Source organism: Gilliamella sp. B3367, from assembly GCF_026536825.1.
GTDB classification, from domain to species: domain Bacteria; phylum Pseudomonadota; class Gammaproteobacteria; order Enterobacterales; family Orbaceae; genus Gilliamella; species Gilliamella apicola_E.
In genome coordinates this window covers 44,730-69,242 of sequence record NZ_JAFNNJ010000008.1, presented here as the reverse complement: position 1 = coordinate 69,242, position 24,513 = coordinate 44,730, and the positions used below count along the sequence as shown (strand labels likewise).

Sequence of the window (24,513 nt, the reverse complement as noted above, 5' to 3'; positions counted from 1 at the left end):
TAAAATGGCTAAATATATTCATATTGAAAAAGGTGAAGCAGGTTGGGGTGGTCCATTAGAGCTTCCAATCGTTGCTGGTAAAAAAATTGTTTACATTGCAGCTGGTACTAGACCAGCAATAGTCGATACTTTAGTTGAACTAACTGGTTGGGAAGCAATTGATGGTTTTAAAGAAGGTGAACCACCAAAAGACGAAATAGGCGTTGCTGTAATTGACTGTGGTGGTACTCTCCGTTGTGGTATTTATCCAAAAAATCGAATACCAACTATCAACATCCACGCAACAGGTAAATCAGGACCACTTGCACAATATATTGTCGAAGACATTTATGTTTCTGCTGTTAAGCCAAACAATATCAAACTAATTGAAAAGGAAGGTGATGTTGTAGGAGAAACAGCTCAAGCAAATACTAAAGCGTCAGAATTTAAAGATTATGACAGTAGTAAAAAAATCACTGAACAAAGTGATGGCTTATTAGCCAAAATTGGTATCGGTATGGGGTCTGGTGTAGCAGTTTTTTTCCAAGCTGGCCGAGATACTATTGATACTGTTCTCAAAACGATTTTACCTTTCATGGCATTTGTTTCAGCCTTAATCGGGATCATTATTGCATCTGGATTAGGTGACTTCATTGCCCATGGATTAGTCCCTTTAGCAGATAATCCACTTGGTTTAGTAATATTAGCATTAATTTGTTCTTTCCCATTACTTTCACCGTTCTTAGGTCCTGGCGCGGTAATCGCGCAAGTTATCGGTACATTAGTTGGTGTACAAATTGGGTTAGGTAATATTCCACCTCATTTAGCACTACCAGCATTGTTTGCCATAAATGCTCAAGCTGCATGTGACTTTATCCCTGTCGGTTTATCACTAGCAGAAGCAAAACAAGATACTGTTCGTGTAGGTGTTCCTTCGGTTCTAGTAAGTCGATTTTTAACTGGTGCACCAACCGTATTAATCGCTTGGGCAGTGTCATTATTTATCTATCAATAGACATATTTAAGTATTTAGGGATGAACATCATCCCTCTTTAGCAAACAGTGAAATTTGAAAATTTCGCTTCAACTAAAAATTAAAGAAGGTTAACGATGTCGAATGTTATCTATCAATCAAAAATTAATCAAATTGGTGAGTTTGCCCCAGATGCATTGGCTGATGGCATGCTAATACTATTTAAAAATGGCGCGCCATCAGACTTAGCTGATTACTGTTTTGTACATAGTCATGATGATTTAAAACAAGATCTACAAGTAGGGCAAGTATTTCAAATTGGCAAACATACCTTTCAAATTACCTCCGTTGGCGATGTTGCTAGCACTAATTTTCGTGAATTAGGGCATATCACATTAAGGTTTGACGGTAGTAGCCAAGCAGAATTACCGGGAACTATCCATGTAAAAGGTGACATTCCAAATCAACTTTTTGTGGGTGATGAAATTAAAATTTTAACTAATTAAGGAACAAAGAATGAAAAAAGTTGCAGTTGTTGTAGGTGGAGGACAAACTTTAGGTGAGTTTTTATGTAAAGGGATTGCTGATGCTGGTTATAATGTAGCTGTTGCTGATTTAAATATTGAAAATGCAAATAAAGTAGCAGATGCTATCAATCAGAAACATGGAGCCGGTACCGCAAAAGGCTTTGGTGTTGATGCAACAAATGAAGAGAGTGTGATTAAACTTGCACAAGATGTTGATAATACATTTAACCGAGCTGATTTAATGGTTTATAGTGCAGGTGTTGCTAAAGCAGCTCCTATTACAAACTTTGCTTTAAGCGATTTTCAATTATCAGTAAATGTTAATCTTACTGGTTACTTTTTGTGTGCTCGCGAGTTTGCTAAATTAATGCTCAAACATAAAACGGCTGGACGAATTATTCAAATAAATTCAAAATCAGGTAAAGTTGGTAGTAAACATAATTCTGGTTATAGTGCTGCTAAATTTGGTGGTGTTGGTTTAACTCAATCATTAGCACTTGATCTTGCAGATTATGGTATTACTGTAAATTCATTAATGTTAGGTAATTTATTAAAATCACCAATGTTCCAATCATTAATTCCTCAATACGCTAAAAAATTAGGTATTCCAGAAAACGAAGTTGAGCAAGTTTATATTGATAAAGTGCCACTTAAACGTGGTTGTGATTATCAAGATGTGCTTAATGTCTTATTATTTTATGCAAGTGATAAGGCTTCATATTGTACTGGACAATCAATTAATATTACTGGTGGCCAAGTAATGTTCTAATTAAAATAAAGTGCGAAAGTGTTTGTTATCACTTTCGCATTTTTATTTAGCCTAAATTATTAATGGAGATAGCCATGAACATGACGACAACTTTAATTATTTTTGCGCTTATGGCTTGGTGTGTCCAAATCATATTTAGTTGGTTGCAAATTCGCCGATTTAATCAAGCCTTTTTAGCAATGAAAAAAGGGCGATATTTGGGGGTTGGTCGTAGCCAAACTAAATGGTTTAAGCCAAGAGTCTTAATTGCTATCTCATTAGATGAAAACCAAAATGTAATTGATTCAGTAAAAATGAAGGGCATTACAGTATTTGCATTACCTAAGACTATTCCTCAATTACATGGACTTAATGCAAAAGAGATTATACCTGAAACGATTTACCCAAACGATCCTGCTTCGCGAAGTGCATTATCAGTTGCGTTAACCGCGAGCAATAAATAGTATTTAACTTTTATTTTGAAAAGTATTTTCTTTTATATTGAAGTATACTATCTTGCAAAGTAAATGATCTTATTTACTGTGAAAATAATGGAATCTTGGCATGAAAGTTAAACAAAGGCAAACCGCAATTTTAGAATATTTACAAAATCATGGACAGGTTAGTGTAGATGAATTAGTCGCACATTTTCGGACTACTGGAACCACTATAAGGAAAGATCTTACTCAACTTAATGAGAGTGGATTAGTTTTAAGGACTTATGGTGGAGCAATGCTAAATCGAGAAATCGGTGACAGAGCTATTGATCATAAAACCTACATTAATACTGCTGCTAAAAAAGCGATTGCTCAAGAAGCCGCTAAATTGATCCATGAAGGTGATTCAATTATTTTCGATGCAGGCAGTACTGTCGCACAGATGATTCCAATGTTAGCCCAGTTTAATAATTTAACTATTATGACCAATAGTTTACATATGGTTAATGAACTGGTAGCTAATGATAACGATCAAACCATTATTTTAACAGGTGGCACATTTCGCCGAAAATCAGCTTCCTTCCATAGTAATCATGCATCAGCAATTGCGGCCTTTGAATCTTATACTTTTGATAAATTATTTATGGGTGCTGATGGTGTTGATGTAGTTGGTGGTGTAACAACATTCAACGAAAGCTATCATGGTAGTGTGGCGATGAGTAAAGCCGCTGCAAAATTGATTTTACTCGTTGACTCAACTAAATTTGGGCGACGTAGCCCAAATGTCGTTTGTGATATAGAATCAGTTGATACGATTATTACAGACAATAATTTAGATGATAAATATTACGACGCATTAATTCAAAAAGGTATTAAAGTTATAAAAGTAAAACCTTTAGATAAGTAAAAAGACATTAAAATCTAAAAAAAGTTGAGGAACGGGGTTTTTGACGTTAATAATAGTGGTAATTTTATTAAAATTGGTTTGATATTAACGATCTATCTGAAACACTCGAATAATTTCTAAACCTAATATTATGCGTTCGGACATGGAAATAATTGCCCGAACGCCTTAGCAAAGTGGATTAGAACAATAATCTTGCTCGAATTGTACCAGCGACATTTTTTAGTTTAACTAATAACTCTTCTGCTTTATTTTGTTCTACTCTATCAATATCAATCACAACATAACCAATTTTAGAATCAGTCTGTAAATACTGAGCTGAAATGTTTAGACCTTGTTCTGCAAATAGCGTATTTATTGCAGTCAACACGCCGGGTTGATTGTGATGAATATTAATAAATCGACTAGATCCTTTTGCCGGAATCGGTAATGATGCTTCAGGGAAGTTAACCGCTGAAAGTGTTGCGCCTGTATCAGAATATTTTGCCAACTTGGTTGCAACTTCAATACCGATATTTTCTTGAGCTTCAGTAGTTGAACCGCCGATATGTGGGGTAATAATGACATTATCAAATTTACACAGTGGTGATTCGAATGGATCGCTATTAGTTGCCGGTTCACTAGGGAAAACGTCAATAGCAGCTCCACTAAGTTTATTGTTTTCCAACGCTTGAGTTAAGGCTTCAATATCAATCACACTACCGCGAGAGGCATTAATCAATATAGAGCCTGATTTCATCACGTCGATTTCTGATTTGCCAATCATTTTAATTGTGGTTGAGTTTTCTGGAACATGCATACTTACAATATCACTCATGGTAAGTAATTCTTTCATGGATGAAATTTGTTTGGCATTGCCTAATGGTAATTTAGTTTCGATATCATAAAAATAAACATTCATGCCTAATGATTCAGCCAATACGCTTAATTGACTACCGATATGGCCATAACCAATGATACCTAAATTTTTACCCCGCGCTTCATGAGAACCTGTGGCTAATTTGTTCCATTTTCCCTGGTGAGCTTTGGCATTAGCTTCAGGTACTCGGCGAAGTAATAAAATCGCTTCAGCCAATACTAGCTCTGCAACAGAACGCGTATTAGAAAACGGTGCATTAAAAACAGGAATTCCTTTAACGGTTGCAGCATCAAGTTCAACTTGATTGGTTCCAATACAGAAACAACCAATTCCTGCAAGTTTTGGGGCAGCATCGATTATATCTTTTGTTAAATGTGTTCTTGAGCGAATACCAATAAATCTTGCATCTTTAATTGCCGCTTCAAGTTCGGATTTGGATAGCGCACCTTTATGATATTCAATGTTGTTAAAGCCTGCCGATTTAAGTGTTTCAATCGCGCTAGGGTGGACACCTTCAAGTAATAGAAACTTGTTTTCATCTTTGGTTAACGCTTGAACAACCATTTCTTCCTCTCTATCTTTAATATTTAAAACAATTTGTCATGCAAAGTTATTAATTAAAAAAAGTAATTTATTATTTTTTTATTTCTTTCACACCAGAACTCGTGCCTACCAAAGCGATATCCGCGCCTTTATTAGCGAATAACCCTACTGTGACTACACCGGCGATACTATTAATCCTATCTTCTAATTCCATTGGTTTTGCTATTACAAGGTCGTGAACATCTAAAATAACATTGCCATTGTCAGTGACCACTCCTTGACGGTAGATAGGTTTGCCGCCAAGTTTGAATAATTCTCGAGCAACATAAGAACGGGCCATCGGAATGACTTCTACTGGAAGTGGAAATTTCCCGAGAACGTCGACCACTTTTGACTCATCAACGATACAGATAAATTGTTTTGCCAGAGCCGATACTATTTTTTCACGTGTTAATGCGGCTCCTCCGCCTTTAATCATTTGCATATTATGATTAATTTCATCTGCTCCATCGACATAAATATCTAAGCTATCAACGTCATTACAGTCTAAAACTGGAATACCATAGCTTTTTAATTTTTGGGTTGACGCTTCTGAACTAGAGACAGTTCCTTTTATCTGATCTTTTATTGTTGCAAGAGCATCAATAAAGTGAGCCGCAGTAGAACCTGTGCCTACGCCTACTAATGAATCTGGTTTAACAAATTTAAGGGCTGACCAACCTACTGCTTTTTTTAGTTCATCTTGTGTCATGATATCACCGTGTGTAAATATAATTTTGATCAAAAAATTAAAATTTTAAAAGCAAAATTGTTTAAGATATGGCATAGTACCCAATTGGGAAGCAAAAATCATTAGTATTTTAAGAAAATCTATAAGGTTTTAGATCTATTTCAAATTTTTTGCAAAATTAAAATAGCTTGAATGACCAAGCGAAGATCAAATCATTAGTAAAGAGATTATGAAGCGTCCAGATTATAGAGCATTACAAGCATTAGATGCAGTGATAAAAGAACGAGGATTTGAACGAGCAGCTGACAAATTGTGTATTACGCAACCAGCAGTATCGCAACGCATTAAGCAATTAGAAAGCTTTTTTGGTCAGCAACTATTAGTAAGAACGATTCCTCCAAAAGCGACTAAACAAGGTGAACATCTTTTAGGATTATTGCATCAAGTTGAATTATTAGAACAACAATGGTTAGGTGACAATGAGCAAAATACTACGCCATTGTCATTATCAATTGCAATTAATGCTGACTCTTTAGCAACTTGGTTTTTACCCGCTTTAAAACCAGTTTTAGATAAAAATATTTTACGCTTTGATATTCAAGTCAAAGATGAAGAGCATACGTTAGAACTTCTACGCTTAGGTACTGTCGTTGCTGCAATTAGCATTCAACCCAATCCTTTACCGGGATGTTTATCTGATTTATTAGGGGCATTGGATTATATTTTTGTTGCTTCTCCTGAGTTTGCTAAAAAATACTTTCCTAATGGTGTTACTCGGTCATCGCTTTTAAAAGCGCCTGCAGTGGCATTTGACCATTTGGATGATATGCACCAAGCCTTTTTGCAAGAAAATTTTAATCTTACACCAGGTAGTGTTATTTGTCATATTACTAGTTCATCTGAAGCTTTTGTCCAATTGGCTAAACAAGGTTCTGCATGTTGTATGATACCAATGTTACAAGTTGAACAAGAGTTAAAAAATGGTGAATTGGTTAATTTAACGGAAGGCTTATTTCAAAGACGTATGCTGTATTGGCATCGCTTTGCTCCAGAAAGTAGCGTGATGCAAAATATTTCTGAAACATTGATTTGTTACGCTCAACGTCTATTGTCGCAGCCTCAAGATCGGAAATAATTGTCAAATTAGCTATTTTGAGCTAAATGTAGAACTGTCCCATTTACCCTATCTCACAATTTATAGAGCTAAAAAGATGAGCCAATTGAAAAACGATCGTTATTTACGTGCATTACAATGTTTACCTGTGGATTACACGCCAATTTGGATGATGCGCCAAGCCGGTCGATACTTACCTGAATATCGGCAGCTCAGGGCTAAAGCTGGTGATTTTATGACGATGTGCCAAACACCAGAACTTGCCTGTGAAGCAACTTTACAACCCATTCGGCGATTTGATCTTGATGCCGCCATTATTTTTTCAGATATTTTAACCATTCCCGATGCAATGGGACTTGGTTTATATTTTGAAACAGGCGAAGGGCCTAAATTTAAAAAAACGATTTCTTGTTTAGATGATATTGCACAATTGCCTATACCTGATCCAGGACAATCTCTCAAATATGTAATGGATGCTATTGGGTTAACGAAAAAAGAGTTAGGTGGCAAAGTTCCATTGATTGGCTTTTCTGGTAGTCCATGGACTTTGGCAACTTATATGGTTGAAGGCGGTAGTAGTAAAACCTTTACTAAAATAAAAAAGATGCTTTATTGTGAACCTAAAGCATTACATTTGCTGCTAGAAAAATTAGCTAACAGTGTAATATTGTATTTAAATGCTCAAATTGAAGCTGGCGCCCAATCGATTATGATATTTGATACTTGGGGCGGGGTGCTTAGCCATCAAAGTTATCGAGCGTTTTCTTTGCATTATATGGAGCTTATCTTATCTCAACTAAAAAGGGGTAAGAAAAGCCAGAATATCACTTCTTATGTTCCTGTGACGCTATTTACAAAAGGTGGCGGTTTATGGCTCGATACTATTTCTAAATCAGGGGCTGATGCCATCGGTGTTGATTGGACAGTGGATTTGAATCAGATAGAACAAAAAGGTAAGATTGCCATACAAGGTAATTTAGATCCTTCTATATTGTATGCCAATAAGGAAACGATTGAGTCTAACGTTGAGTCAGTTCTAAGTGAATTTGGCTATCATAATGGTCATGTCTTTAATTTAGGTCATGGTATTCACCAAGATATTCCCATTGAGCATGTACAATATTTAGTTGAATCAGTACACACACGGTCAAAAAGGTTTCATTCATGATTAAAAATCCTATTCAATTAAGAATAGCAAAATTGCCAGTTTGGAAGCAGCGTTTATTTATGGTTTGTCTATGCGAACGAATGTATCCAAACTTTATTTATTATTGCAATTTACAACAAGATGAACAATCAGCAGTAGGATATAAAAAAATTCTAGATCTTATTTGGGAATCACTATTGGTTGAGAATGTGAAAATTAATTTTGATTTACAACTTGAGAAACTTGAATCGTTAATTCCAGTCATCAAGGAAGATAGCCCATATATGGTTTACCCTGCTATTGATGCTTGTCAGGCTCTTAGTGAAATTCTACACTCTTATATAAGTGGTGAAATAGATGAACACTCAGCCAAAGTTAGCTCTATTTCCGCAACTACTGTAGCTGAATTTGAAATGACAAAAGATAATATTGAACTTTCAGAAGATGAACAAGTAACTTTGCCTAGTGTAATTGATGAATTTGATTTGCAGTGGGAAATTTTTCGCTTATTAAGTGATGAAAATAATGAAATGTTAGACTTGATTAAAGGCTTGAAAATGGACATTCGGTCTGCAGAAACTAGCAATATTGGTGTTTTTTTGAGCAATTAAAGCGGTTAAAGCGTGATTTTTTTAATTTTTATTAAATTTTTCTTTAACATTAGGCAAATATAGACTACATTTAACAACAATGTAATCTAAATCACGTTTACAGAAGCAAAGTTGGGTTTTAACTTTGTTTATTAATGTTAACTTTAACAATAAAATAAATATGTAAGGATATTCCATGAATAAAACAGAACTTGTAGATGCTATTGCTAGCAAAGCTAATATTACTAAAGTTGCAGCAAAAACTGCTTTAGAAGCAACTTTAGCTTCTATCACTGAATCATTAAAATCTGGTGAGCCAGTTCAATTAGTTGGTTTCGGTACATTTAAAGTTAATGCTCGTAAAGCTCGTACTGGTCGTAACCCAAAAACTGGTAAAGAAATCAAAATTGCAGCAAGCAAAGTACCAGCATTTGTTTCTGGTAAAAGCTTAAAAGAAGCAATCAAATAATTTTATTGCTTTCTATTAGAGAATTTTTTAAGGCCATAACTAATCGTTATGGCTTTATTTTTAACTCCAAATTTTTAATCTATTTTTTCTTGAGTTTTTAGAAACGATTTTACTTATTATCTAAACCGTTAATTTAGCAAATTTAGCATTTAATTGATCAGCTAAATCTTGCGGTGATATTTCGATTTCTAATCCTCTTTTACCCCCTGATACCATCATCGTTGCATATTGTTTAGCACTATCATCAATAAGTGTAGGTAATCGTTTTTTTTGCCCGAGAGGACTTATCCCACCGACTAAATAACCTGTTGTTTTTTGTGCTAGATTCGGGTCAGCTAATGCTACTTTTTTGCAATCAAGAATTTTAGCGGCTTGTTTAAGATCCAATGTACAATCAACCGGTAATACACAGACTGCTAATGATTTATTGTCCCCATTTATGCATACAATCAGTGTTTTAAATATCTGACCTGAAACAACATTTAGTTCTAATCCAAGTTTATCCGCAGCTTCTTGTCCATAATGGGTTTGTTGTGCGTCATGTTGATATTGATGGATATTAAATTTAATTTTATGCTTTTTGAGCAATCTAATGGCTGGCGTCATAATAGTAAGAATTATTATAAGTGAGAATGATGATCCCTATTAATTGCCATTAATAGGGATTTTTAGGATTAAACTAAACTATACTACATTAAAAAAATTAAGAGATGATTTGTTGATTGTTTTGATTATTATCATCTAGTTTCGGTAATTCAACATTATTAGATGCGTTGTACAAGCGATAGAAGAAGCTACATACAAAGAAACTAACAAACATAGATACTATTGAAGTAATAGTCGTTACAATAATATTATTACCCAATAAGTAATTAATAAGCCCTAGAACGATAGTAATACCACAAGAAATTAATATCATTAGTAAAGGTGCTTTCCATTTTGTTACAGCTAATTTATGGCTACCAACAAATCTTTGAAAAAATCCCATTGAATCAGGAACGATTAATGAAGCACTAAAGTAATTCGCAATGATGCTTAATACAAGAAATATAACAAAAGCTATCAATAAAGTTAATAAAGCAATTAACTGTTGGGGTAATATCATTCCGATAATCCACATAATTAAAGAAAGCAAAATTATTCCTATAATTAAAATAATAAAATAAATAGCGGTAAATCCTGCAAGATTTAGAAAAGCAGGTAATATGCGTTGTGACACTAATTTCATATCAAATTTGTCACTAGTAGTTAAATTATAAATAATACCAATTGTCACGGCAGCAATAAAGAGAAAGACAATTGATAAAAGCAATACTTTTCCAAATAATGAACTAAGAACTTGAGCTGGATTTGCGTAATAGACCATGCTTGCTGCAAGAGCAGCTGGATCAAAAATAATATACGATAATACTGAATTAGCTAATGCAAGCACTACGCTTGCGATTGCGATTATTGGGAATCTATTGCGAATAAAGTTAACTGTTTTTTCAAAAGTAACTAAAAATGATAAATTGTTTTGTGAGTCCATCGTTTTTCCTTATGGGTGGTAATACTAGTATTACCACGGTCTTTATATTTAATTCAAAAGTTATGATTGTAGTATAGAAATATCGGCAACCTTCAAAAATAAATTTTGTAATTTTTTCAAAAGAGCCAATCGGTTTAGTTTAATTTTTTCGTCATCAACCATTACCATTACTTTCTCAAAAAATGTATCAATAGGTGCTTTAAGTGATGCTAATTCAATTAAGGCATCTTGATATCGACCTTCAGTAAAGTAAGGTGCTAACTTATCTGTCAATATTGCTATTTGCATAGCTAATTCGCTTTCTGCTCCCGTTTCAAGAAGTGAGGCGTTAATATTTTCAGGGATAGCGTTTTCAGATTTAGACAAAATATTTGATACACGTTTATTTGCTTCTGCTAATGAAGAAGCTTCAGGTAACGTTCTAAAATGTGTTACCGCATTAACGCGGGTATCAAAATCTGCAGGCTTGGTTGGATTAATTGCCAAGACAGCCTGAATGGTATCTATCGCAAATCCTTTTTCTTGATACCATGCTCGGAATCGACCTTGCATAAAATTAACAATATCTATAACAACATTGTTGTTGGTTAATTTATTTCCATATAAAGATGTGGCAAAACTTGCTAGCTCAACTAAATCAAGAGGTAAGCTTTTTTCAACAATAATACGTAATACACCAATAGCTGCACGGCGAAGTGCAAATGGATCTTTATCACCTTTAGGATGTTGACCAATACCAAAAATACCGGCTAATGTATCCATTTTTTCGGCAATAGATACCGCACTAGACACAGGAGTACTTGGTAGTTCATCGCCTGAAAAACGAGGTTTATATTGTTCTTCAATAGCGGTAGCGACTTCAATACTTTCACCATCTTTAATCGCTATATATCGACCTATGATGCCTTGTGTTTCAGGAAATTCAAACACCGTGTTAGTAACTAAATCACATTTAGTTAATTTCCCTGCACGTTTGGCTTGTTCAGTGTCAGCACCAATTTTTTCGGCGATGAAGCCAGATAAGGCCTCAATACGAAGTGCTTTATCTTTAACTGTACCAAGTTGTTGTTGAAATAAAACCGTCTCAAGGCGAGGAAGGCGATCTTCCAAACGTTGTTTTAAGTCTGTTCTATAGAAAAATTCGGCATCAGCTAAACGAGGACGAACCACTTTTTCATTACCAGAAATAACAACTTGAGGATCTTTTGATTCAATATTTGCAACGAAGATGAAGTTTGGTAATAGTTTTCCTTGTTTATCATAGACAGGGAAATATTTTTGATCGCCTTTCATCGTATATACCAATGACTCGGCTGGAACTTCTAAAAATCTTTCTTCAAATTTTGCTGTTAATACTACAGGCCATTCAACCAATGATGAAACTTCTTCAAGTAAGCTTTCAGTTAAATCTGCTTTACCATTAAGTTTTTCAGCAGCTTCTTGAGCTTGCTGCTTAATGATTGATTTTCGCTTGTTATAGTCAGCAATAACTTTGCCTCGTTGTTCAAGGATTTCAGGATATTGGTCAGCATTATCAATGGTAAATTCTTGTTCACCCATAAAGCGGTGTCCGCGAATAATACGATCTGATTGAATGTCTAAAATGACGCCCGGTACAAGTTGATCACCATATAGCATAGTTACAGTATGGCTTGGTCTGATAAATTCAACTTGGCGAGCTGCCCAGCGCATAGGTTTAGGAATAGGTAATTTATTTAATGCATTTTTAACCATATCACATAATAAATTAACAACAGGCTTTCCTTTTTGATTATGAGTATAAGATAACCATTCGCCTTTATCTGTTTGAATGCGCTCTGCTTGAGAGATATCGATGCCACATCCTCTAGCCCAGCCTTCTGCTGCTTTTGTTGGTTTACCATTTGCATCAAATGCGGCACTTACCGCAGGACCGCGTTTAACAACTTGGCTATCTGGTTGAGTGTCATTTAAATTCAATACTTTTAAAGCTAAACGGCGCGGCGATGCAAACCAAAGTACCTCACCATGTTCTAAGTTAGCATTATCAAGTTGTTCAATAAAATTAGCTGCAAAGCTTTCAGCCAAAGTGCGGAGTGATTTCGGTGGTAACTCTTCAGTACCGATTTCTACTAGAAATGTTTTTTGCATAATATATCAATTCCTACTTTGATGCATTTTGGTTAGAACGTTTATTTTGGCACATTGGAAATCCAAGTGCTTCACGAGAGGCGTAATATGCTTCAGCAACCATTTTTGTTAATGTTCTGATACGCAATATGTAACGTTGTCGCTCAGTTACTGAAATAGCTTTGCGGGCATCAAGTAAATTGAAGCAGTGAGCTGCTTTTAAAATACGTTCATAAGCAGGTAGCGGTAGAGGTTTTTCTAATTCAAGTAACATTTTTGCTTCTTTTTCATGTTGTTCAAAACAATAAAATAAGAAATCAATATTAGCGTACTCGAAATTATAAGTGGATTGTTCAACTTCGTTTTGGTGAAAAACATCACCATAAGTGGTTTTACCAAATGCGCCATCACTCCAGATTAAATCATAAACGCTATCTACACCTTGAATATACATAGCAAGGCGTTCTAAACCATAAGTAATCTCGCCAGTCACCGGTTTACACTCAAGACCACCAACTTGTTGGAAATAGGTAAATTGGGTCACTTCCATACCGTTTAACCAAACTTCCCAACCTAATCCCCATGCACCTAATGTTGGATTTTCCCAATTGTCTTCTACAAAACGGATATCGTTAACAGTTGGATCAAGACCAAGCTCTTTTAGTGATCCTAAGTAAAGTTCTTGGATATTATCTGGTGATGGTTTTAAGATAACTTGGAATTGGTAATAATGTTGTAACCTATTAGGATTTTCACCATAACGACCATCAGTAGGGCGACGAGAAGGTTGAACGTAAGCAGCATTAATCGGTTCAGGACCAAGTGCTCTTAAACAGGTCATTGGATGAGAAGTACCTGCGCCGACTTCCATATCTAATGGCTGAATCACTGTACAACCTTGATTAGCCCAATAATCTTGTAACGTAAGTATTAAACCCTGAAAGGTTTTGACATTAAACTTTTGCATGATGTTATCTTTGTGGTTAAATTAATTTTTACTACAAATTAAATAGTGCTACATTTTATACTTTTTATTAGTGCTTGTGAAATGCCTAATTACTTTTATTAATAAAGTTACATAATATAGTTTTCATTTTGCATCTTTACACATTTGTAGGTATAGTAAAGTTATCTTTATTGCTTGGTAATAAATCATAAATAAAAAGGCCATGTCTATTTATCGTAATCTATTGATTATTTTATTTATTGGATTAATGAATACACATTTTGTGTATGCTGATGATAATCAACAATTAGAATCATTGCGTCGTTCAATTAAAGAGCATGAAAAGCGCCTAGCAGAACAAACAAAAGAACGGACTCAATTGGTCAATGATCTTAAAAACCAAGAAACTGAAATTGCTAATTTACTTACATCGATTGAAAAAAATGGTCTTACGCTAAAAAAATTAGATGGGGAAATTACTAATTTAATCAAGCAAATTGATGAATTAACCATTAAACAAAATCAACAACGAGATGAGTTATCCAAACAGCTAGAAAGCGCATTTAAATTAGGAAAAAATACCAATTTTAAGTTGATCTTTGCTAGCGAACAAAGTGAGCGTAATGAACGCCTTATTACTTATTTTCGTTATATTAATGAAGCAAGACAACAACAAATAAATAAGCTTCGTGAAACGCAATTACAACTCAATGAAAAGAAAAATGCTTTACAAAAAAAGCAAGCCACTCAAAAAACACTACATAACAAGCAAAAACAAGAGCAAATAGCCTTAGAAAAAAATCACCAAAAACGCCAAAAAACTATCAATTCTCTTGAATCATCAATGCAAAAAAATCAACAAAAATTAGCTCAACTTAAAGATAATGAAGCGAAATTACAGGCTAAGATTGCTCAAGCAGAAAGAGAAAACCGTCGAATTGCGGAAGAAGAAGCAAGGCAAGCCAAAAATATCCAAGAAAAACAAAAGAATACAAATTATACACCTAACGCGGATGAACGTGCGTTAATGGCTCGAGTTAGTGGTATTGGTAAACCACAGAATCAATTTCTTTGGCCTGTAAATGGTAGTATTGCTCATCGATTTGGTGAGGCTTTGCAAGGTGAACTTCGTTGGAAGGGAATGGTGATAAATGCCAAAGATGGCACACAAGTCAAAGCAATTACTGATGGTCGAGTTATCCTAGCCAGCTGGCTGCAAGGTTATGGTTTTGTGGTTGCGCTTGAGCACGGTAAAGGCGATATGAGTTTATATGGCTATAACCAACGTGTTTTAGTAGAAGTCGGTGATAATGTTAGGACAGAGCAGCCGATTGCAATTGTTGGTTCAAGCGGAGGTCAAAATACTCCTGGGCTTTATTTTGAAATTCGCCGAGATGGTAAAGCATTAGATCCTAGTGGTTGGTTAAAATGATTAAACGTATATTATATATAGGGATATTATTATTAAATGTAAATAGTGCATATGCTGCGAAACTAGCGTTAGTGATTGATGATTTTGGTTATCGTCAACATAATGAAGAACAGATTATTTTATTTTCACCCAACATTACAATTGCTGTTTTACCACATTCACCAAATGCCAAACATATCGCAACCTTTGCTCATCAACATGGTAATGATGTGATTATTCACTTACCTATGGCTCCTATGGGGAAACAACCTCTAGAAAAAGATACTCTATTTCCTTATATGGATGAAGCAGAAGTAAAAAGAATTGTTGATGATGCAGTATCCCTAGTTCCATATGCAATTGGTGTAAATAATCATATGGGCAGTTTGATGACATCAAATTTCAATGGTATGCACAATGTTATGAAAGCGTTAAGTCATCACTCAATGTTTTTTTTGGATAGTAAAACGATAGGTAAAACTCAAGTAAAAAATGCCGCAACTGATTATAATATAACTGTAATTGGGCGTGATGTATTTTTAGATGATCAGCAGATAGAAAGTGCTATTAGTCAGCAGTTTGATCTGGCAGTTAAAATTGCGCAAAAAAATGGTTATGCTATCGCCATTGGCCATCCACATCCTCAAACCGTTAATGTTTTAAGAGCAAAATTAGCTAATTTGCCTGACAATATCGAATTAGTTAAAGTCAGTGAATTAATTAAACCGGCTAAACCTAAGCTAACTCTGAAAGATATTTTTGAAAAATATAAAAAACGATTTGAGGAGTTACCAAATTTTGAACTTTCAGAGTAGTAGTAATTATTTTTTTTCAAGTGTTCGATGACGAATTTGCACTTGTTTATTTTGCGCTTTAAAGAACTCGGCTAATTGTTCTGCAATAAAAACAGAACGATGTTGCCCACCAGTACAACCAATGGCAATAGTTAAATAGCTACGATTATTTTTTTCTAACATTGGTAACCACTGTTGTAAATAATTGGCTGTTTGATAAATGAAATTGGTAACTTCATCATGTTTTAGTAAGAAATTTTTAACAGGCTCATCTAAGCCAGTTAATGGACGTAATGATATATCCCAATGCGGGTTAGGTAAAAATCTTACATCAAATACGAAATCAGCATCGACAGGTAAACCATGTTTAAAGCCAAATGATTCAAAAATCATGGTTAATTCCCGCTCTTTTTTTCCTAAAATCCGTGAACGAAGAATATTAGATAACTCATGAACTGAAAGATTATCAGTATTAATAACTAAACTTGCGTGTGATTTTAAAGGCTCTAAATACTTCTCTTCAAGATCAATGGCTTCTTCTAAAGAGTATTTTTGATTGGTTAGTGGATGTATTCGTCTTGTTTCGCTATAACGTCGGATCAGAGTATTACGACTACAATCAAAAAAGATGATTTCAGGAGTAACAGATGATGGTAATCGCTGAAAAATATCATGATCAAAATTAAAGTTAGCTGGTAAATTGCGAATATCGATACTAACCGCAACAGGTGTATTGTTATCTTTTAATGATTCTGCAAGTTGCGGTAATAATGCGACGGGAATATTATCAACACAATAAAAACCCATATCTTCTAATGCGCGTAATGCAATTGATTTTCCTGAACCAGAACGGCCACTTACTATCAACAATATCACAATATCGACTCCAAAATAATTGGTGCACTAGTATATACTGTTTAGTTCAACATGTGCAATTCATGAAAAGAAACAATAAGCTAAATAAACTCTCTAATAATCTGTTTTTATTTTAGCTATTAACTGTTTTAAAGCCTGTCCACGATGAGAAATCTGACTTTTATGTTCTTTAGTTAACTCTGCTGCACTGCAATTAAGCTCAGGAATATAGAATAATGGATCATAACCGAAACCACCACTTCCATGAGGTTCATTCATAATTAATCCATTCCATTTCCCTAAACAGATGATTGGTGTAGGATCATTTTCATGTCGCATAAAAGCGAGTGCACAATAAAAGTATGCTGTCCTTTTTTCTTTAGGCACATCTTTTAATTTAAGTAATAGCTTTTCATTATTGCTTTTGTCATTACCATGTTCTCCCGCATAACGAGCAGAATAGATACCAGGTTGCCCGTTTAGTGCTTGAACAACTAAACCTGAATCATCTGCTATCGCCGGTAGTTGAGTCACTTTTGCGGTATGTCTTGCTTTTAAGATGGCATTTTCAATAAATGTTAGGCCTGTTTCTTCTATATCAGGAACATTGAAGGTATTTTGGGCTATAACATCAAATCCAGCATCGGCTAAAAGCGTTTGTAATTCATTGACCTTTCCTTGGTTATTAGTGGCTAAAACAATTTTCTGCATTTAATGACTCCATGATATTAGTTTTATATCGTAATTAGTTAATCAAGTATAGCAAGTAGATGTACGCTTAAATTTTAAAAATCAGGTTCACAACGGAATGTCAGAGTTTCACCGGTTTTAGGATGATTTATTGTTAGATGTTGAGCATGTAACAATAACCTTTTTGACATTGAAAATGCTTCAGGATGAGCATAAAATTTATCGCCTAAAATAGGATGCCCTATAGCTTGCATATGCACTCTTAATTGATGAGAGCGCCCTGTAAATGGAAACAATGCCACCCGAGTTGTATTATCATTATTGCGTGAGATAACTTGATAATGTGTTAATGCGTATTTGCCATTTTCATGATCTACCATCTGTCTTGGGCGATTAGGCCAATCACAAATTAATGGGAGTTCGACTTGGCCTGCGTCATCCTTAAGGTGACCGTGGACCACAGCAATATATGTTTTTTTAGGTATACGCTCTCTAAACTGCTTTTTAATTTCTCTATCTGCTAATTTAGATAAAGCAGCAACCATAATGCCACTCGTAGCCATATCTAGACGATGGACTGATTCAACATAACTATATTTTTGTTGTAAACGATGAATAATACTATCTATAAATTGTGGTTTATTTCCTGATACCGACAAAATACCAGGTTGTTTGTTAACCACAACAATATGATCATCTTGATATAAAATAGTTAACCAAGGATCAATGGGGGGATGATATTCCAAAAGCATTTAGTGTGATAATTTGTCAAATTAAATTGTCACACATTCTAACAAACTCGGTAAAAAGTGCCAGTTGAAATAAACTTATTTACTCCAGATTGACTTTTTATTAGCTGAAAACAATTGGCAAAATAGTATGATCAAACTAACAAAAAGATAGCAAGCAAAAATGATTATCATCCATTGCGACATTTCAATAGTTAAGAACGACCAAATTTTTTCTGAACAAGAACCATAAGCATTAAACAAGCTTGGTAACCATTCATTTAATGGTAACCAAGAAGGGAATTGGACATTAATTGCACAGGTATCACTTAAATCCGGTTCGAACTGCAAATGGGCATGAAAAGTTGCTAATTCAAACCCCTTAAAAGCGCTAAATAGCCAGATTAATATGCCAGCTAGTCTAAATATTAATTTTTTAGGGTTGATAAGTCCAACGATGCTGCCAAACATAATACCGTAAATTGCACATCGCTGATAAATACATAAAGTACAAGGAGCTAGGCCTAAACCATGTTGAAAATAGAGAGCGGTCAATTCAAAAATAGCGGTGGAAAGAAACAATAAAAACCAAGCAAATCTTCCTCGAGAGTATTGGTTGAGTAAATACAACATACTATTTTATTCCTCCATATTCCGCTATAATCATTTTATATTAAGGTTATTAAAATTAACCAATCTTATTCTTATTACCATTAGTGTAGTTTATTTTTAAGTAATGTAAAACGACTTTTATTTATTAAGGGTGGATTAATCTTTTCTTATGGACTCAAACGTTCAACAAACAAAATTACAAGTCTCATTTGTCACAATCACTGAAGAAAATGTGACACAACGAATTGACAACTTTTTAATAACATACCTTAAGGGTGTGCCTAAAAGTATGATTTATCGCATACTTAGAAAAGGGGAAGTGCGTGTCAACAAAAAGCGGATTAAGCCAGAATATAAATTAGCTGTTGGTGATGAAGTTCGAATTCCACCTATTCGTGTTTCAGAAAAAACAGTTCCTGAAATTTCAAAAAAACTGAATAAAGTTGCTGATTTAGAAAAATCAATTATTTATGAAGATGATGTGATTCTTGCGATTAATAAACCATCTGGCATTGCTGTACATGGTGGAAGTGGCTTAAGTTTTGGCGTTATTGAAGGATTAAGAGCATTAAGACCTGAAGCCAAATTTTTAGAATTAGTACATCGTATCGATCGTGAAACATCTGGTGTTTTACTTATTGCTAAGAAACGTTCTGCACTAAAAGCATTACATGAACAACTTCGTTTAAAACAGATGCAAAAAAATTATTTAGCTTTAGTGAAAGGTAATTGGCCTTCTGAATGTAAAGTTGTACAAGCACCACTATTAAAAAATGTACTCAAAAGTGGTGAACGTGTGGTTAAGGTAAATGCAGAAGGTAAGCCATCTGAAACACGATTCAAAGTGGAAGAACGCTTTGGTTTTGCAACATTAATAAAAGCTAGCCCAGTAACCGGACGAACGCATCAAATTCGTGTACACACTCAATATGTTAATCATCCAATAGCATTTGATGATCGTTACGGAGATAGCCAATTTGATGAATTGCTAGCTAAAAGTAAACTTAATCGATTATTTTTACATGCAGCTAATGTGAAATTTATTCATCCAAAAACTTTACAAGAGATGCAATTACATGCTCCGATGGATAATATATTGCAAAACTGTTTAATCCAGATTAGAAATGATAAATATCAACAATGATTTAAATGAGAAGGTAATCAACAATAATGAAAGATCTTAATTTATATTTAATTAGACATGGTCAAACCGAATGGAATATTAAAGATCAAATGCAAGGATCGAAAAATTCGCCTTTGACAGAAAATGGTGTTTTAGGCGCTCAAATCACTGGAAAGCATCTGAAAAATATACCTTTTATACAAGCCTACTCAAGCCCACAACAACGGGCTAAAGAGACTCGAGATTATATCATTCATGAAAATGACAATGTCATTCCGACTTTTGAACTTGATAATCTAAGAGAAATGGATTTTGGTCTTTGGGAAGGCAAACATGTCCCTTCATTAAAAAAAGAAATACCTGAATTCACGACTTATTTAACCGATCCTGAAAACTTTGACTCATCTATTAACCAAGGTGAAAACTACCTTGATATACTTTCTCGAATGAAAGAAGCTTTAAATGTTATCGTAAAAAATGCACCGCAAGATCAAGGCAATATTTTGGTTGTATCACATGGTACGGTTTTAAGAATATTACTTTGTGTTTTAAATGGTGGAGATTGGCGTAGACATCGTGATGAAGATTATTTCCCACGAGTGTTAAATACCAGTATAAGTGTAGTTAACTATAAGCAAACTGATGATAAGCCTGAGGGGGAATTTTCAGTTAAGTTTTATAATAATGTCGATCATTTAAACAATTAATTACCCTTAATTTAGTCATGTTTACTCGGCTAATTAAGTTATTAGCCGAGTAATATTCAGACTACCTTCTGCTATAAGCAGCGTAACGTTTTTGTAATTGTTTCAATTGATTAATTCTTGCGTCAATTTTTGAAATTAATGTTTGATTACCTTTAGCTTGAGCTCTAGCATTGGTTAACAATTGAATTGCTTCAGGGAAACGTCCTTCAAGCGCGATTGATTCAGCCCTTGCACTCATTTCTTGAGCTCTCGATTTTATTCCCCCATAAGCGGTAACCAGTAAATCCCAACCATTAGTATCATCATTGTGATCAAATGTATAACGATGCAATAAACTCACAGCTTGCTGATATTGGCCATCTTTTATATAAGCATTAGCAAGATTTAATTGTAATACAGCATTATCCGGTGATCGTTTTAAGGCAGATTGTAAACGAGCTATGGCTTCTTTATTATTATTACTTTCTAAATTGATATCTGTCATTAAATCAATATACCAAATATTATCTGGATCATTATCTAATAACGGTTGCAATTGAATTTTTGCTTGAACAAGATTTTTACTTTTGTAATTACTTAGTGCGACGGCATAGGTTAGCGCCTTTTTACCCTGATCGGTATTCAATTTGCGATAATTATCAAGTAATAGTTTAGCGGTATTATTATTTCCCATAAGTATTGCTATTCGGGCCTTAGCTAAATAATAACTTAATGAGGAAGGTACATTTTTTTTAGAATATTGCAAAGAGCGATTGCGCATATCCGATAAACGGCTATTCGGTAATGGGTGAGTCATTAAAATTTCAGGCGGTTTACTACTGAAGCGACTTTGATCAGCCAGTTTTTGTAAAAATTCAGAAGATGCATGAGGATCAAATCCGGCTTTCGCTATGGTTCTAAGCCCAACTCTATCAGCTTCTTGTTCATTTGATTGAGTAAAACTAATCATACTCTGTGTCGAACTTGCCATGGTGGTTGTCATTGCCGCCATACCCGCTTCTGGATTAGCTAATGTTAATAGTAATGAACCTAAGGCTCCCCCCCAAACATAAGGACTATTTTTATTTTGAGCCTCCATAGCGCGAGCTAAATGGCGTTGAGTAACATGCCCAATTTCGTGAGCCATAACCGAAGCTAATTGGCTTTCATTATCAGTATCCATAATTATTCTTGAATGAATGACAACATTACCGCCAAAAAAAGCAAAGGCATTGAGCACATTACTTTTCATTATATAAAAATGGAAAGGGGTTTGAACTGATTCAGATTTAGAAACTAATTTTTTCCCTAAATTATTAATATATTGATTTAAGACAGGGTCATTGGCTATAGGAGCACTGCCTCGTAACAATCGCACATAATAATCACCCATCTCTTTTTCTTGCCCGATGCTTAATGTGGTTGCAGCTGCGGTTCCCATCTCAGGTAGTGTTATATTATCTGCTGCATAAACAATAGGTGTATTTTGTAAGAATAGTGATGTTGATAGTACCAATGCGATTGCTTTTTTTAACATATTTATGACTCATAAAAAAATTTGATTATGAAACATTTTAGCTTAAAAAAAAGACAATATCACTTTGAATTTTTTATCAAATTGAGCTATTTATTTGATAAAGACTATTTAGTTTATTAAATTAAATAATGAAATTATTCAAATACAGCATGGCGAATATATTCTACATCAACGTTTTCAATGTATTTTCGTATGTTAGGATAAACATTGTAGTGATGACCAAATTCAGTTTGCATTAACTCATTAATTGCTTGAGATTTAGTCCAATTCTCAAAAACCAAACGGTACATAGCAATAGTGACGCCGGTACGATCACTGCCTTGCCAACAATGGATTAATATCGGTTTAGGAGAGGTATGAATCGCTTTCATTACTTGGATCATTTTCTCATCAGTAATATCACCTGCCCGCATTCGAATCCAAACTTCTGATATCTGTGCATTTTCGACTAACTCTCGATCGCTGTGAAATAGCCGTAAATTTATAATGGTTTTAAAGCCAAGTTTATCAAGCTGCGCTATCTGCTCTACACTGGGTTGCTCAGAGCGATAGACATCATTAGAAACTTGATAAAAATTATCGGGGAGATGTAAAGAATTGATATTAGATTGGCAACCACTAATGATAAAGCACAAGTAACACAATAAGAAAATATTAGTTATTTTGGATATTTTATTACAGGCCATTTGTGCTCCAATATTAAAATCTAATTCTTAAATTTATTGTTGACGTTTTTTAATAAATTCAACGATATCATCAACTTTAATTAATTCTTTATCGCCACCCGCACGATGTTTGTATTCCACTTCACCATTATCAAGGTTACGTTCACCAATAACGATAGTATGAGGAATACCAATAAGTTCGGCATCTGCAAACATAACACCAGGACGCTCTTTGCGATCATCAAATAATACTTCAATACCCAGAGCTTGGAGATCGGCATAAAGTTTTTCAGCAGTGGCTTGTACTTTTTCTGATTTATGCATATTCATTGGAATAATGACAACACTAAATGGTGCAATCGCTTCTGGCCAAATGATCCCTCGATCGTCATGGCATTGTTCAATTGCAGCTGCAACAATTCGGCTAACCCCAATTCCATAACAGCCCATGATCATCACATGGTTTTGTCCATCTTCACCTTGGACAGTTGCTTTCATTGCCTCTGAATACTTAGTACCAAGTTGGAAAATATGCCCAACTTCAATACCACGTTTAATTTGTAATGTCCCTTTACCATCTGGGCTAATATCGCCTTCAACCACATTACGAATATCTTCAATGCGAGGTAAAGCGACATCTCTTTCCCAATTGATATTGAAATAATGTTTATGATCAATGTTGGCGCCAGCACTAAAATCACTCATTACTGCCACATCACGGTCAATGATGATTGGCATATTAAGGTTTACTGGTCCTAAAGAGCCAGGTCCTGCATTCACTACCGCGCGAATTTCTTCTTCAGTTGCAAATTCAAGCGGTGATGCCACAATATCAATTTTTTCCGCTTTGATTTCATTCAACGTGTGATCACCACGAACTAATAAAGCTACAAGTTGGTGCCCACTCTCTTTAGTCGCCTTGACCATGAGTGTTTTAACTGTTTTTTCAATCGGTAAATTGAATTGTGCAACTAATTCATCAATTGTTTTGGCATCAGGAGTATCAACTAGTTCCATTGCCTTAGTTGGTGCTGATCGGCTTTGCGTTGGTGCTAATGCTTGTGCCATCTCAATATTAGCAGCGTAATCAGATTCAGTTGAAAAGACAATATCATCTTCACCACTATCGGCTAATACTTGGAACTCATGCGACCAGTTGCCACCAATAGAACCCGTATCAGCACGCACAGCTCTAAAATTTAAGCCAGCACGAGTAAATACCGCACTGTAAGCCTTATACATATCATCATAGGTTTCTTGTAAAGATTCTTGTGAAGTATGAAACGAATAAGCATCTTTCATAATAAATTCACGCGAACGCATTACCCCAAATCGTGGGCGGACTTCGTCGCGGAATTTGGTTTGAATTTGATAAACATTAAGCGGTAATTGTTTATAGGAACTGACTTCATTACGAAGTAAGTCAGTGATCACTTCCTCATGGGTTGGGCCTAATACAAAATCACGGTCACCACGGTCTTTGATACGTAATAGCTCTGGACCATATTGTTCCCAACGACCACTCTCTTGCCAAATATCAGCAGGTTGCACAACTGGCATTAACACTTCAATTGCCCCTGCTTTGTTCATCTCTTCCCGAACAATATTTTCAACTTTTTTAAGTACACGATAGCCAGTAGGTAGCCAAGTATATAATCCTGCGGCAACTTTACGGATCATGCCGGCACGTAACATTAATTGATGGCTTATCACTTCAGCATCAGCGGGTGTCTCTTTTAATGTAGATAGAAGATATTTACTGGTTCGCATAAATTTATCCTGAAAAAAATAATGTACTAATAATATACT

The 24,513-nt window shown here is 34.8% G+C and carries 26 protein-coding genes; 13 read left to right on the top strand and 13 right to left on the bottom strand.

Going from position 1 to position 24,513, the window contains the following annotated elements:
- Positions 1-4 precede the first annotated feature (4 nt).
- The 5 genes from J3U23_RS10660 to srlR all read left to right on the top strand — a co-directional run bounded on the left by J3U23_RS10660 (position 5) and on the right by srlR (position 3,571).
- Positions 5-994, top strand: coding sequence for a PTS glucitol/sorbitol transporter subunit IIB (locus J3U23_RS10660; protein ID WP_065561996.1), 990 nt, complete (start codon positions 5-7; stop codon positions 992-994).
- 95 nt (positions 995-1,089) lie between these two features.
- Complete coding sequence (gene srlB, locus J3U23_RS10655; protein WP_065561997.1) at positions 1,090-1,458, top strand: PTS glucitol/sorbitol transporter subunit IIA; 369 nt, start codon at positions 1,090-1,092, stop codon at positions 1,456-1,458.
- 10 nt (positions 1,459-1,468) lie between these two features.
- Positions 1,469-2,248, top strand: a complete 780-nt coding sequence (gene srlD, locus J3U23_RS10650; RefSeq protein ID WP_065561998.1) for a sorbitol-6-phosphate dehydrogenase — start codon at positions 1,469-1,471, stop codon at positions 2,246-2,248.
- 74 nt (positions 2,249-2,322) lie between these two features.
- Complete coding sequence (locus J3U23_RS10645) at positions 2,323-2,691, top strand: transcriptional regulator GutM (RefSeq protein WP_065561999.1); 369 nt, start codon at positions 2,323-2,325, stop codon at positions 2,689-2,691.
- Between the two features lie 100 nt (positions 2,692-2,791).
- Complete coding sequence (gene srlR, locus J3U23_RS10640; protein WP_065562000.1) at positions 2,792-3,571, top strand: glucitol operon DNA-binding transcriptional repressor SrlR; 780 nt, start codon at positions 2,792-2,794, stop codon at positions 3,569-3,571.
- 178 nt (positions 3,572-3,749) lie between these two features.
- On the opposite strand, the gene serA is transcribed toward srlR, so the two are convergent.
- Both serA and rpiA read right to left on the bottom strand, forming a co-directional pair.
- Complete coding sequence (gene serA, locus J3U23_RS10635; RefSeq protein WP_267339224.1) at positions 3,750-4,991, bottom strand: phosphoglycerate dehydrogenase; 1,242 nt, start codon at positions 4,989-4,991, stop codon at positions 3,750-3,752.
- A 70-nt stretch (positions 4,992-5,061) separates the two neighbouring features.
- Complete coding sequence (gene rpiA / locus J3U23_RS10630) at positions 5,062-5,721, bottom strand: ribose-5-phosphate isomerase RpiA (protein WP_065562002.1); 660 nt, start codon at positions 5,719-5,721, stop codon at positions 5,062-5,064.
- 208 nt (positions 5,722-5,929) lie between these two features.
- On the opposite strand from rpiA, the gene J3U23_RS10625 reads away from it, so the two are divergent.
- From J3U23_RS10625 to J3U23_RS10610, 4 genes are all read left to right on the top strand, one after another.
- Complete coding sequence (locus J3U23_RS10625) at positions 5,930-6,835, top strand: LysR family transcriptional regulator ArgP (RefSeq protein ID WP_267339223.1); 906 nt, start codon at positions 5,930-5,932, stop codon at positions 6,833-6,835.
- Between the two features lie 76 nt (positions 6,836-6,911).
- The gene (gene hemE, locus J3U23_RS10620) at positions 6,912-7,982 is read left to right on the top strand and encodes a uroporphyrinogen decarboxylase (RefSeq protein WP_267339222.1); all 1,071 of its coding nucleotides are present in this window, start codon (positions 6,912-6,914) and stop codon (positions 7,980-7,982) included.
- Entirely contained in the window at positions 7,979-8,572 is a 594-nt protein-coding gene (locus tag J3U23_RS10615) for a YjaG family protein (protein ID WP_267339221.1), read from the top strand. The genes hemE and J3U23_RS10615 overlap by 4 nt, the downstream gene beginning before the upstream one ends.
- 175 nt (positions 8,573-8,747) lie before the next feature.
- Positions 8,748-9,020 carry an HU family DNA-binding protein gene (locus J3U23_RS10610; protein WP_065562006.1) on the top strand — a complete coding sequence of 91 codons (273 nt, stop codon included), beginning with the start codon at positions 8,748-8,750 and terminating at the stop codon, positions 9,018-9,020.
- Positions 9,021-9,140: 120 nt separating this feature from the next.
- Here the strand turns inward: J3U23_RS10610 and ybaK are convergent, their stop codons facing one another.
- The 4 genes from ybaK to glyQ form a co-directional block, all read right to left on the bottom strand.
- Positions 9,141-9,626, bottom strand: coding sequence for a Cys-tRNA(Pro) deacylase (gene ybaK / locus J3U23_RS10605; RefSeq protein WP_267339220.1), 486 nt, complete (start codon positions 9,624-9,626; stop codon positions 9,141-9,143).
- 97 nt (positions 9,627-9,723) lie between these two features.
- Positions 9,724-10,548 carry a hypothetical protein gene (locus J3U23_RS10600; protein ID WP_267330944.1) on the bottom strand — a complete coding sequence of 275 codons (825 nt, stop codon included), beginning with the start codon at positions 10,546-10,548 and terminating at the stop codon, positions 9,724-9,726.
- Positions 10,549-10,608: 60 nt separating this feature from the next.
- Complete coding sequence (glyS, locus tag J3U23_RS10595) at positions 10,609-12,681, bottom strand: glycine--tRNA ligase subunit beta (protein WP_416380078.1); 2,073 nt, start codon at positions 12,679-12,681, stop codon at positions 10,609-10,611.
- A 10-nt stretch (positions 12,682-12,691) separates the two neighbouring features.
- Entirely contained in the window at positions 12,692-13,624 is a 933-nt protein-coding gene (gene glyQ, locus J3U23_RS10590; RefSeq protein WP_065562010.1) for a glycine--tRNA ligase subunit alpha, read from the bottom strand.
- 202 nt (positions 13,625-13,826) lie between these two features.
- Here glyQ and envC point away from each other — a divergent pair, with 202 nt between their 5' ends.
- Positions 13,827-15,035 (top strand): murein hydrolase activator EnvC, encoded by a 1,209-nt coding sequence (gene envC, locus J3U23_RS10585; protein WP_267339218.1) that lies wholly within the window; start codon positions 13,827-13,829, stop codon positions 15,033-15,035.
- Positions 15,032-15,829 (top strand): divergent polysaccharide deacetylase family protein, encoded by a 798-nt coding sequence (locus J3U23_RS10580; protein ID WP_267339217.1) that lies wholly within the window; start codon positions 15,032-15,034, stop codon positions 15,827-15,829. Before envC ends, J3U23_RS10580 begins: the two co-directional genes overlap by 4 nt.
- 6 nt (positions 15,830-15,835) lie before the next feature.
- Here J3U23_RS10580 and rapZ read toward each other — a convergent pair whose 3' ends face one another.
- From rapZ to dsbB, 4 genes are all read right to left on the bottom strand, one after another.
- The gene (gene rapZ, locus J3U23_RS10575) at positions 15,836-16,684 is read right to left on the bottom strand and encodes an RNase adapter RapZ (protein WP_065562013.1); all 849 of its coding nucleotides are present in this window, start codon (positions 16,682-16,684) and stop codon (positions 15,836-15,838) included.
- 93 nt (positions 16,685-16,777) lie between these two features.
- On the bottom strand, positions 16,778-17,374 hold the full coding sequence (locus J3U23_RS10570; protein ID WP_267339216.1) for an XTP/dITP diphosphatase: 597 nt from the start codon (positions 17,372-17,374) through the stop codon (positions 16,778-16,780).
- 74 nt (positions 17,375-17,448) lie between these two features.
- Positions 17,449-18,105, bottom strand: coding sequence for a bifunctional tRNA pseudouridine(32) synthase/23S rRNA pseudouridine(746) synthase RluA (rluA, locus tag J3U23_RS10565; protein ID WP_065562015.1), 657 nt, complete (start codon positions 18,103-18,105; stop codon positions 17,449-17,451).
- A gap of 75 nt (positions 18,106-18,180) precedes the next feature.
- On the bottom strand, positions 18,181-18,714 hold the full coding sequence (dsbB, locus tag J3U23_RS10560) for a disulfide bond formation protein DsbB (protein ID WP_267339215.1): 534 nt from the start codon (positions 18,712-18,714) through the stop codon (positions 18,181-18,183).
- Between the two features lie 148 nt (positions 18,715-18,862).
- Here dsbB and rluC point away from each other — a divergent pair, with 148 nt between their 5' ends.
- On the top strand, positions 18,863-19,837 hold the full coding sequence (rluC, locus tag J3U23_RS10555) for a 23S rRNA pseudouridine(955/2504/2580) synthase RluC (protein WP_065562017.1): 975 nt from the start codon (positions 18,863-18,865) through the stop codon (positions 19,835-19,837).
- 26 nt (positions 19,838-19,863) lie between these two features.
- Positions 19,864-20,523, top strand: coding sequence for a histidine phosphatase family protein (locus J3U23_RS10550; protein WP_267330950.1), 660 nt, complete (start codon positions 19,864-19,866; stop codon positions 20,521-20,523).
- Positions 20,524-20,584: 61 nt separating this feature from the next.
- Here J3U23_RS10550 and J3U23_RS10545 read toward each other — a convergent pair whose 3' ends face one another.
- The 3 genes from J3U23_RS10545 to proS form a co-directional block, all read right to left on the bottom strand.
- Positions 20,585-22,039: a M48 family metalloprotease gene (locus tag J3U23_RS10545; protein ID WP_065562019.1), complete on the bottom strand. Its 1,455-nt coding sequence runs from the start codon at positions 22,037-22,039 to the stop codon at positions 20,585-20,587.
- A 134-nt stretch (positions 22,040-22,173) separates the two neighbouring features.
- Positions 22,174-22,725 (bottom strand): tyrosine-protein phosphatase, encoded by a 552-nt coding sequence (locus J3U23_RS10540; protein ID WP_065735038.1) that lies wholly within the window; start codon positions 22,723-22,725, stop codon positions 22,174-22,176.
- Between the two features lie 33 nt (positions 22,726-22,758).
- Positions 22,759-24,474 carry a proline--tRNA ligase gene (gene proS, locus J3U23_RS10535; RefSeq protein ID WP_065735039.1) on the bottom strand — a complete coding sequence of 572 codons (1,716 nt, stop codon included), beginning with the start codon at positions 24,472-24,474 and terminating at the stop codon, positions 22,759-22,761.
- Positions 24,475-24,513: the final 39 nt, after the last annotated feature.

What these genes read in the sequence shown, in the direction of transcription:
- J3U23_RS10615 (WP_267339221.1), top strand. Translation starts at nt 7,979, where the DNA reads ATGATTAAAAATCCTATTCAATTAAGAATAGCAAAATTGCCAGTTTGG.
- J3U23_RS10545 (WP_065562019.1), bottom strand. Translation starts at nt 22,039, where the DNA reads ATGTTAAAAAAAGCAATCGCATTGGTACTATCAACATCACTATTCTTA.
- hemE (WP_267339222.1), top strand. Translation starts at nt 6,912, where the DNA reads ATGAGCCAATTGAAAAACGATCGTTATTTACGTGCATTACAATGTTTA.
- glyQ (WP_065562010.1), bottom strand. Translation starts at nt 13,624, where the DNA reads ATGCAAAAGTTTAATGTCAAAACCTTTCAGGGTTTAATACTTACGTTA.
- J3U23_RS10540 (WP_065735038.1), bottom strand. Translation starts at nt 22,725, where the DNA reads ATGGCCTGTAATAAAATATCCAAAATAACTAATATTTTCTTATTGTGT.
- rluC (WP_065562017.1), top strand. Translation starts at nt 18,863, where the DNA reads ATGGACTCAAACGTTCAACAAACAAAATTACAAGTCTCATTTGTCACA.
- J3U23_RS10645 (WP_065561999.1), top strand. Translation starts at nt 2,323, where the DNA reads ATGAACATGACGACAACTTTAATTATTTTTGCGCTTATGGCTTGGTGT.
- proS (WP_065735039.1), bottom strand. Translation starts at nt 24,474, where the DNA reads ATGCGAACCAGTAAATATCTTCTATCTACATTAAAAGAGACACCCGCT.
- J3U23_RS10570 (WP_267339216.1), bottom strand. Translation starts at nt 17,374, where the DNA reads ATGCAGAAAATTGTTTTAGCCACTAATAACCAAGGAAAGGTCAATGAA.
- envC (WP_267339218.1), top strand. Translation starts at nt 13,827, where the DNA reads ATGTCTATTTATCGTAATCTATTGATTATTTTATTTATTGGATTAATG.
- J3U23_RS10610 (WP_065562006.1), top strand. Translation starts at nt 8,748, where the DNA reads ATGAATAAAACAGAACTTGTAGATGCTATTGCTAGCAAAGCTAATATT.
- rpiA (WP_065562002.1), bottom strand. Translation starts at nt 5,721, where the DNA reads ATGACACAAGATGAACTAAAAAAAGCAGTAGGTTGGTCAGCCCTTAAA.
- serA (WP_267339224.1), bottom strand. Translation starts at nt 4,991, where the DNA reads ATGGTTGTTCAAGCGTTAACCAAAGATGAAAACAAGTTTCTATTACTT.
- J3U23_RS10600 (WP_267330944.1), bottom strand. Translation starts at nt 10,548, where the DNA reads ATGGACTCACAAAACAATTTATCATTTTTAGTTACTTTTGAAAAAACA.
- rluA (WP_065562015.1), bottom strand. Translation starts at nt 18,105, where the DNA reads ATGCTTTTGGAATATCATCCCCCCATTGATCCTTGGTTAACTATTTTA.
- J3U23_RS10550 (WP_267330950.1), top strand. Translation starts at nt 19,864, where the DNA reads ATGAAAGATCTTAATTTATATTTAATTAGACATGGTCAAACCGAATGG.
- srlR (WP_065562000.1), top strand. Translation starts at nt 2,792, where the DNA reads ATGAAAGTTAAACAAAGGCAAACCGCAATTTTAGAATATTTACAAAAT.
- J3U23_RS10660 (WP_065561996.1), top strand. Translation starts at nt 5, where the DNA reads ATGGCTAAATATATTCATATTGAAAAAGGTGAAGCAGGTTGGGGTGGT.
- ybaK (WP_267339220.1), bottom strand. Translation starts at nt 9,626, where the DNA reads ATGACGCCAGCCATTAGATTGCTCAAAAAGCATAAAATTAAATTTAAT.
- J3U23_RS10625 (WP_267339223.1), top strand. Translation starts at nt 5,930, where the DNA reads ATGAAGCGTCCAGATTATAGAGCATTACAAGCATTAGATGCAGTGATA.
- srlD (WP_065561998.1), top strand. Translation starts at nt 1,469, where the DNA reads ATGAAAAAAGTTGCAGTTGTTGTAGGTGGAGGACAAACTTTAGGTGAG.
- srlB (WP_065561997.1), top strand. Translation starts at nt 1,090, where the DNA reads ATGTCGAATGTTATCTATCAATCAAAAATTAATCAAATTGGTGAGTTT.
- J3U23_RS10580 (WP_267339217.1), top strand. Translation starts at nt 15,032, where the DNA reads ATGATTAAACGTATATTATATATAGGGATATTATTATTAAATGTAAAT.
- dsbB (WP_267339215.1), bottom strand. Translation starts at nt 18,714, where the DNA reads ATGTTGTATTTACTCAACCAATACTCTCGAGGAAGATTTGCTTGGTTT.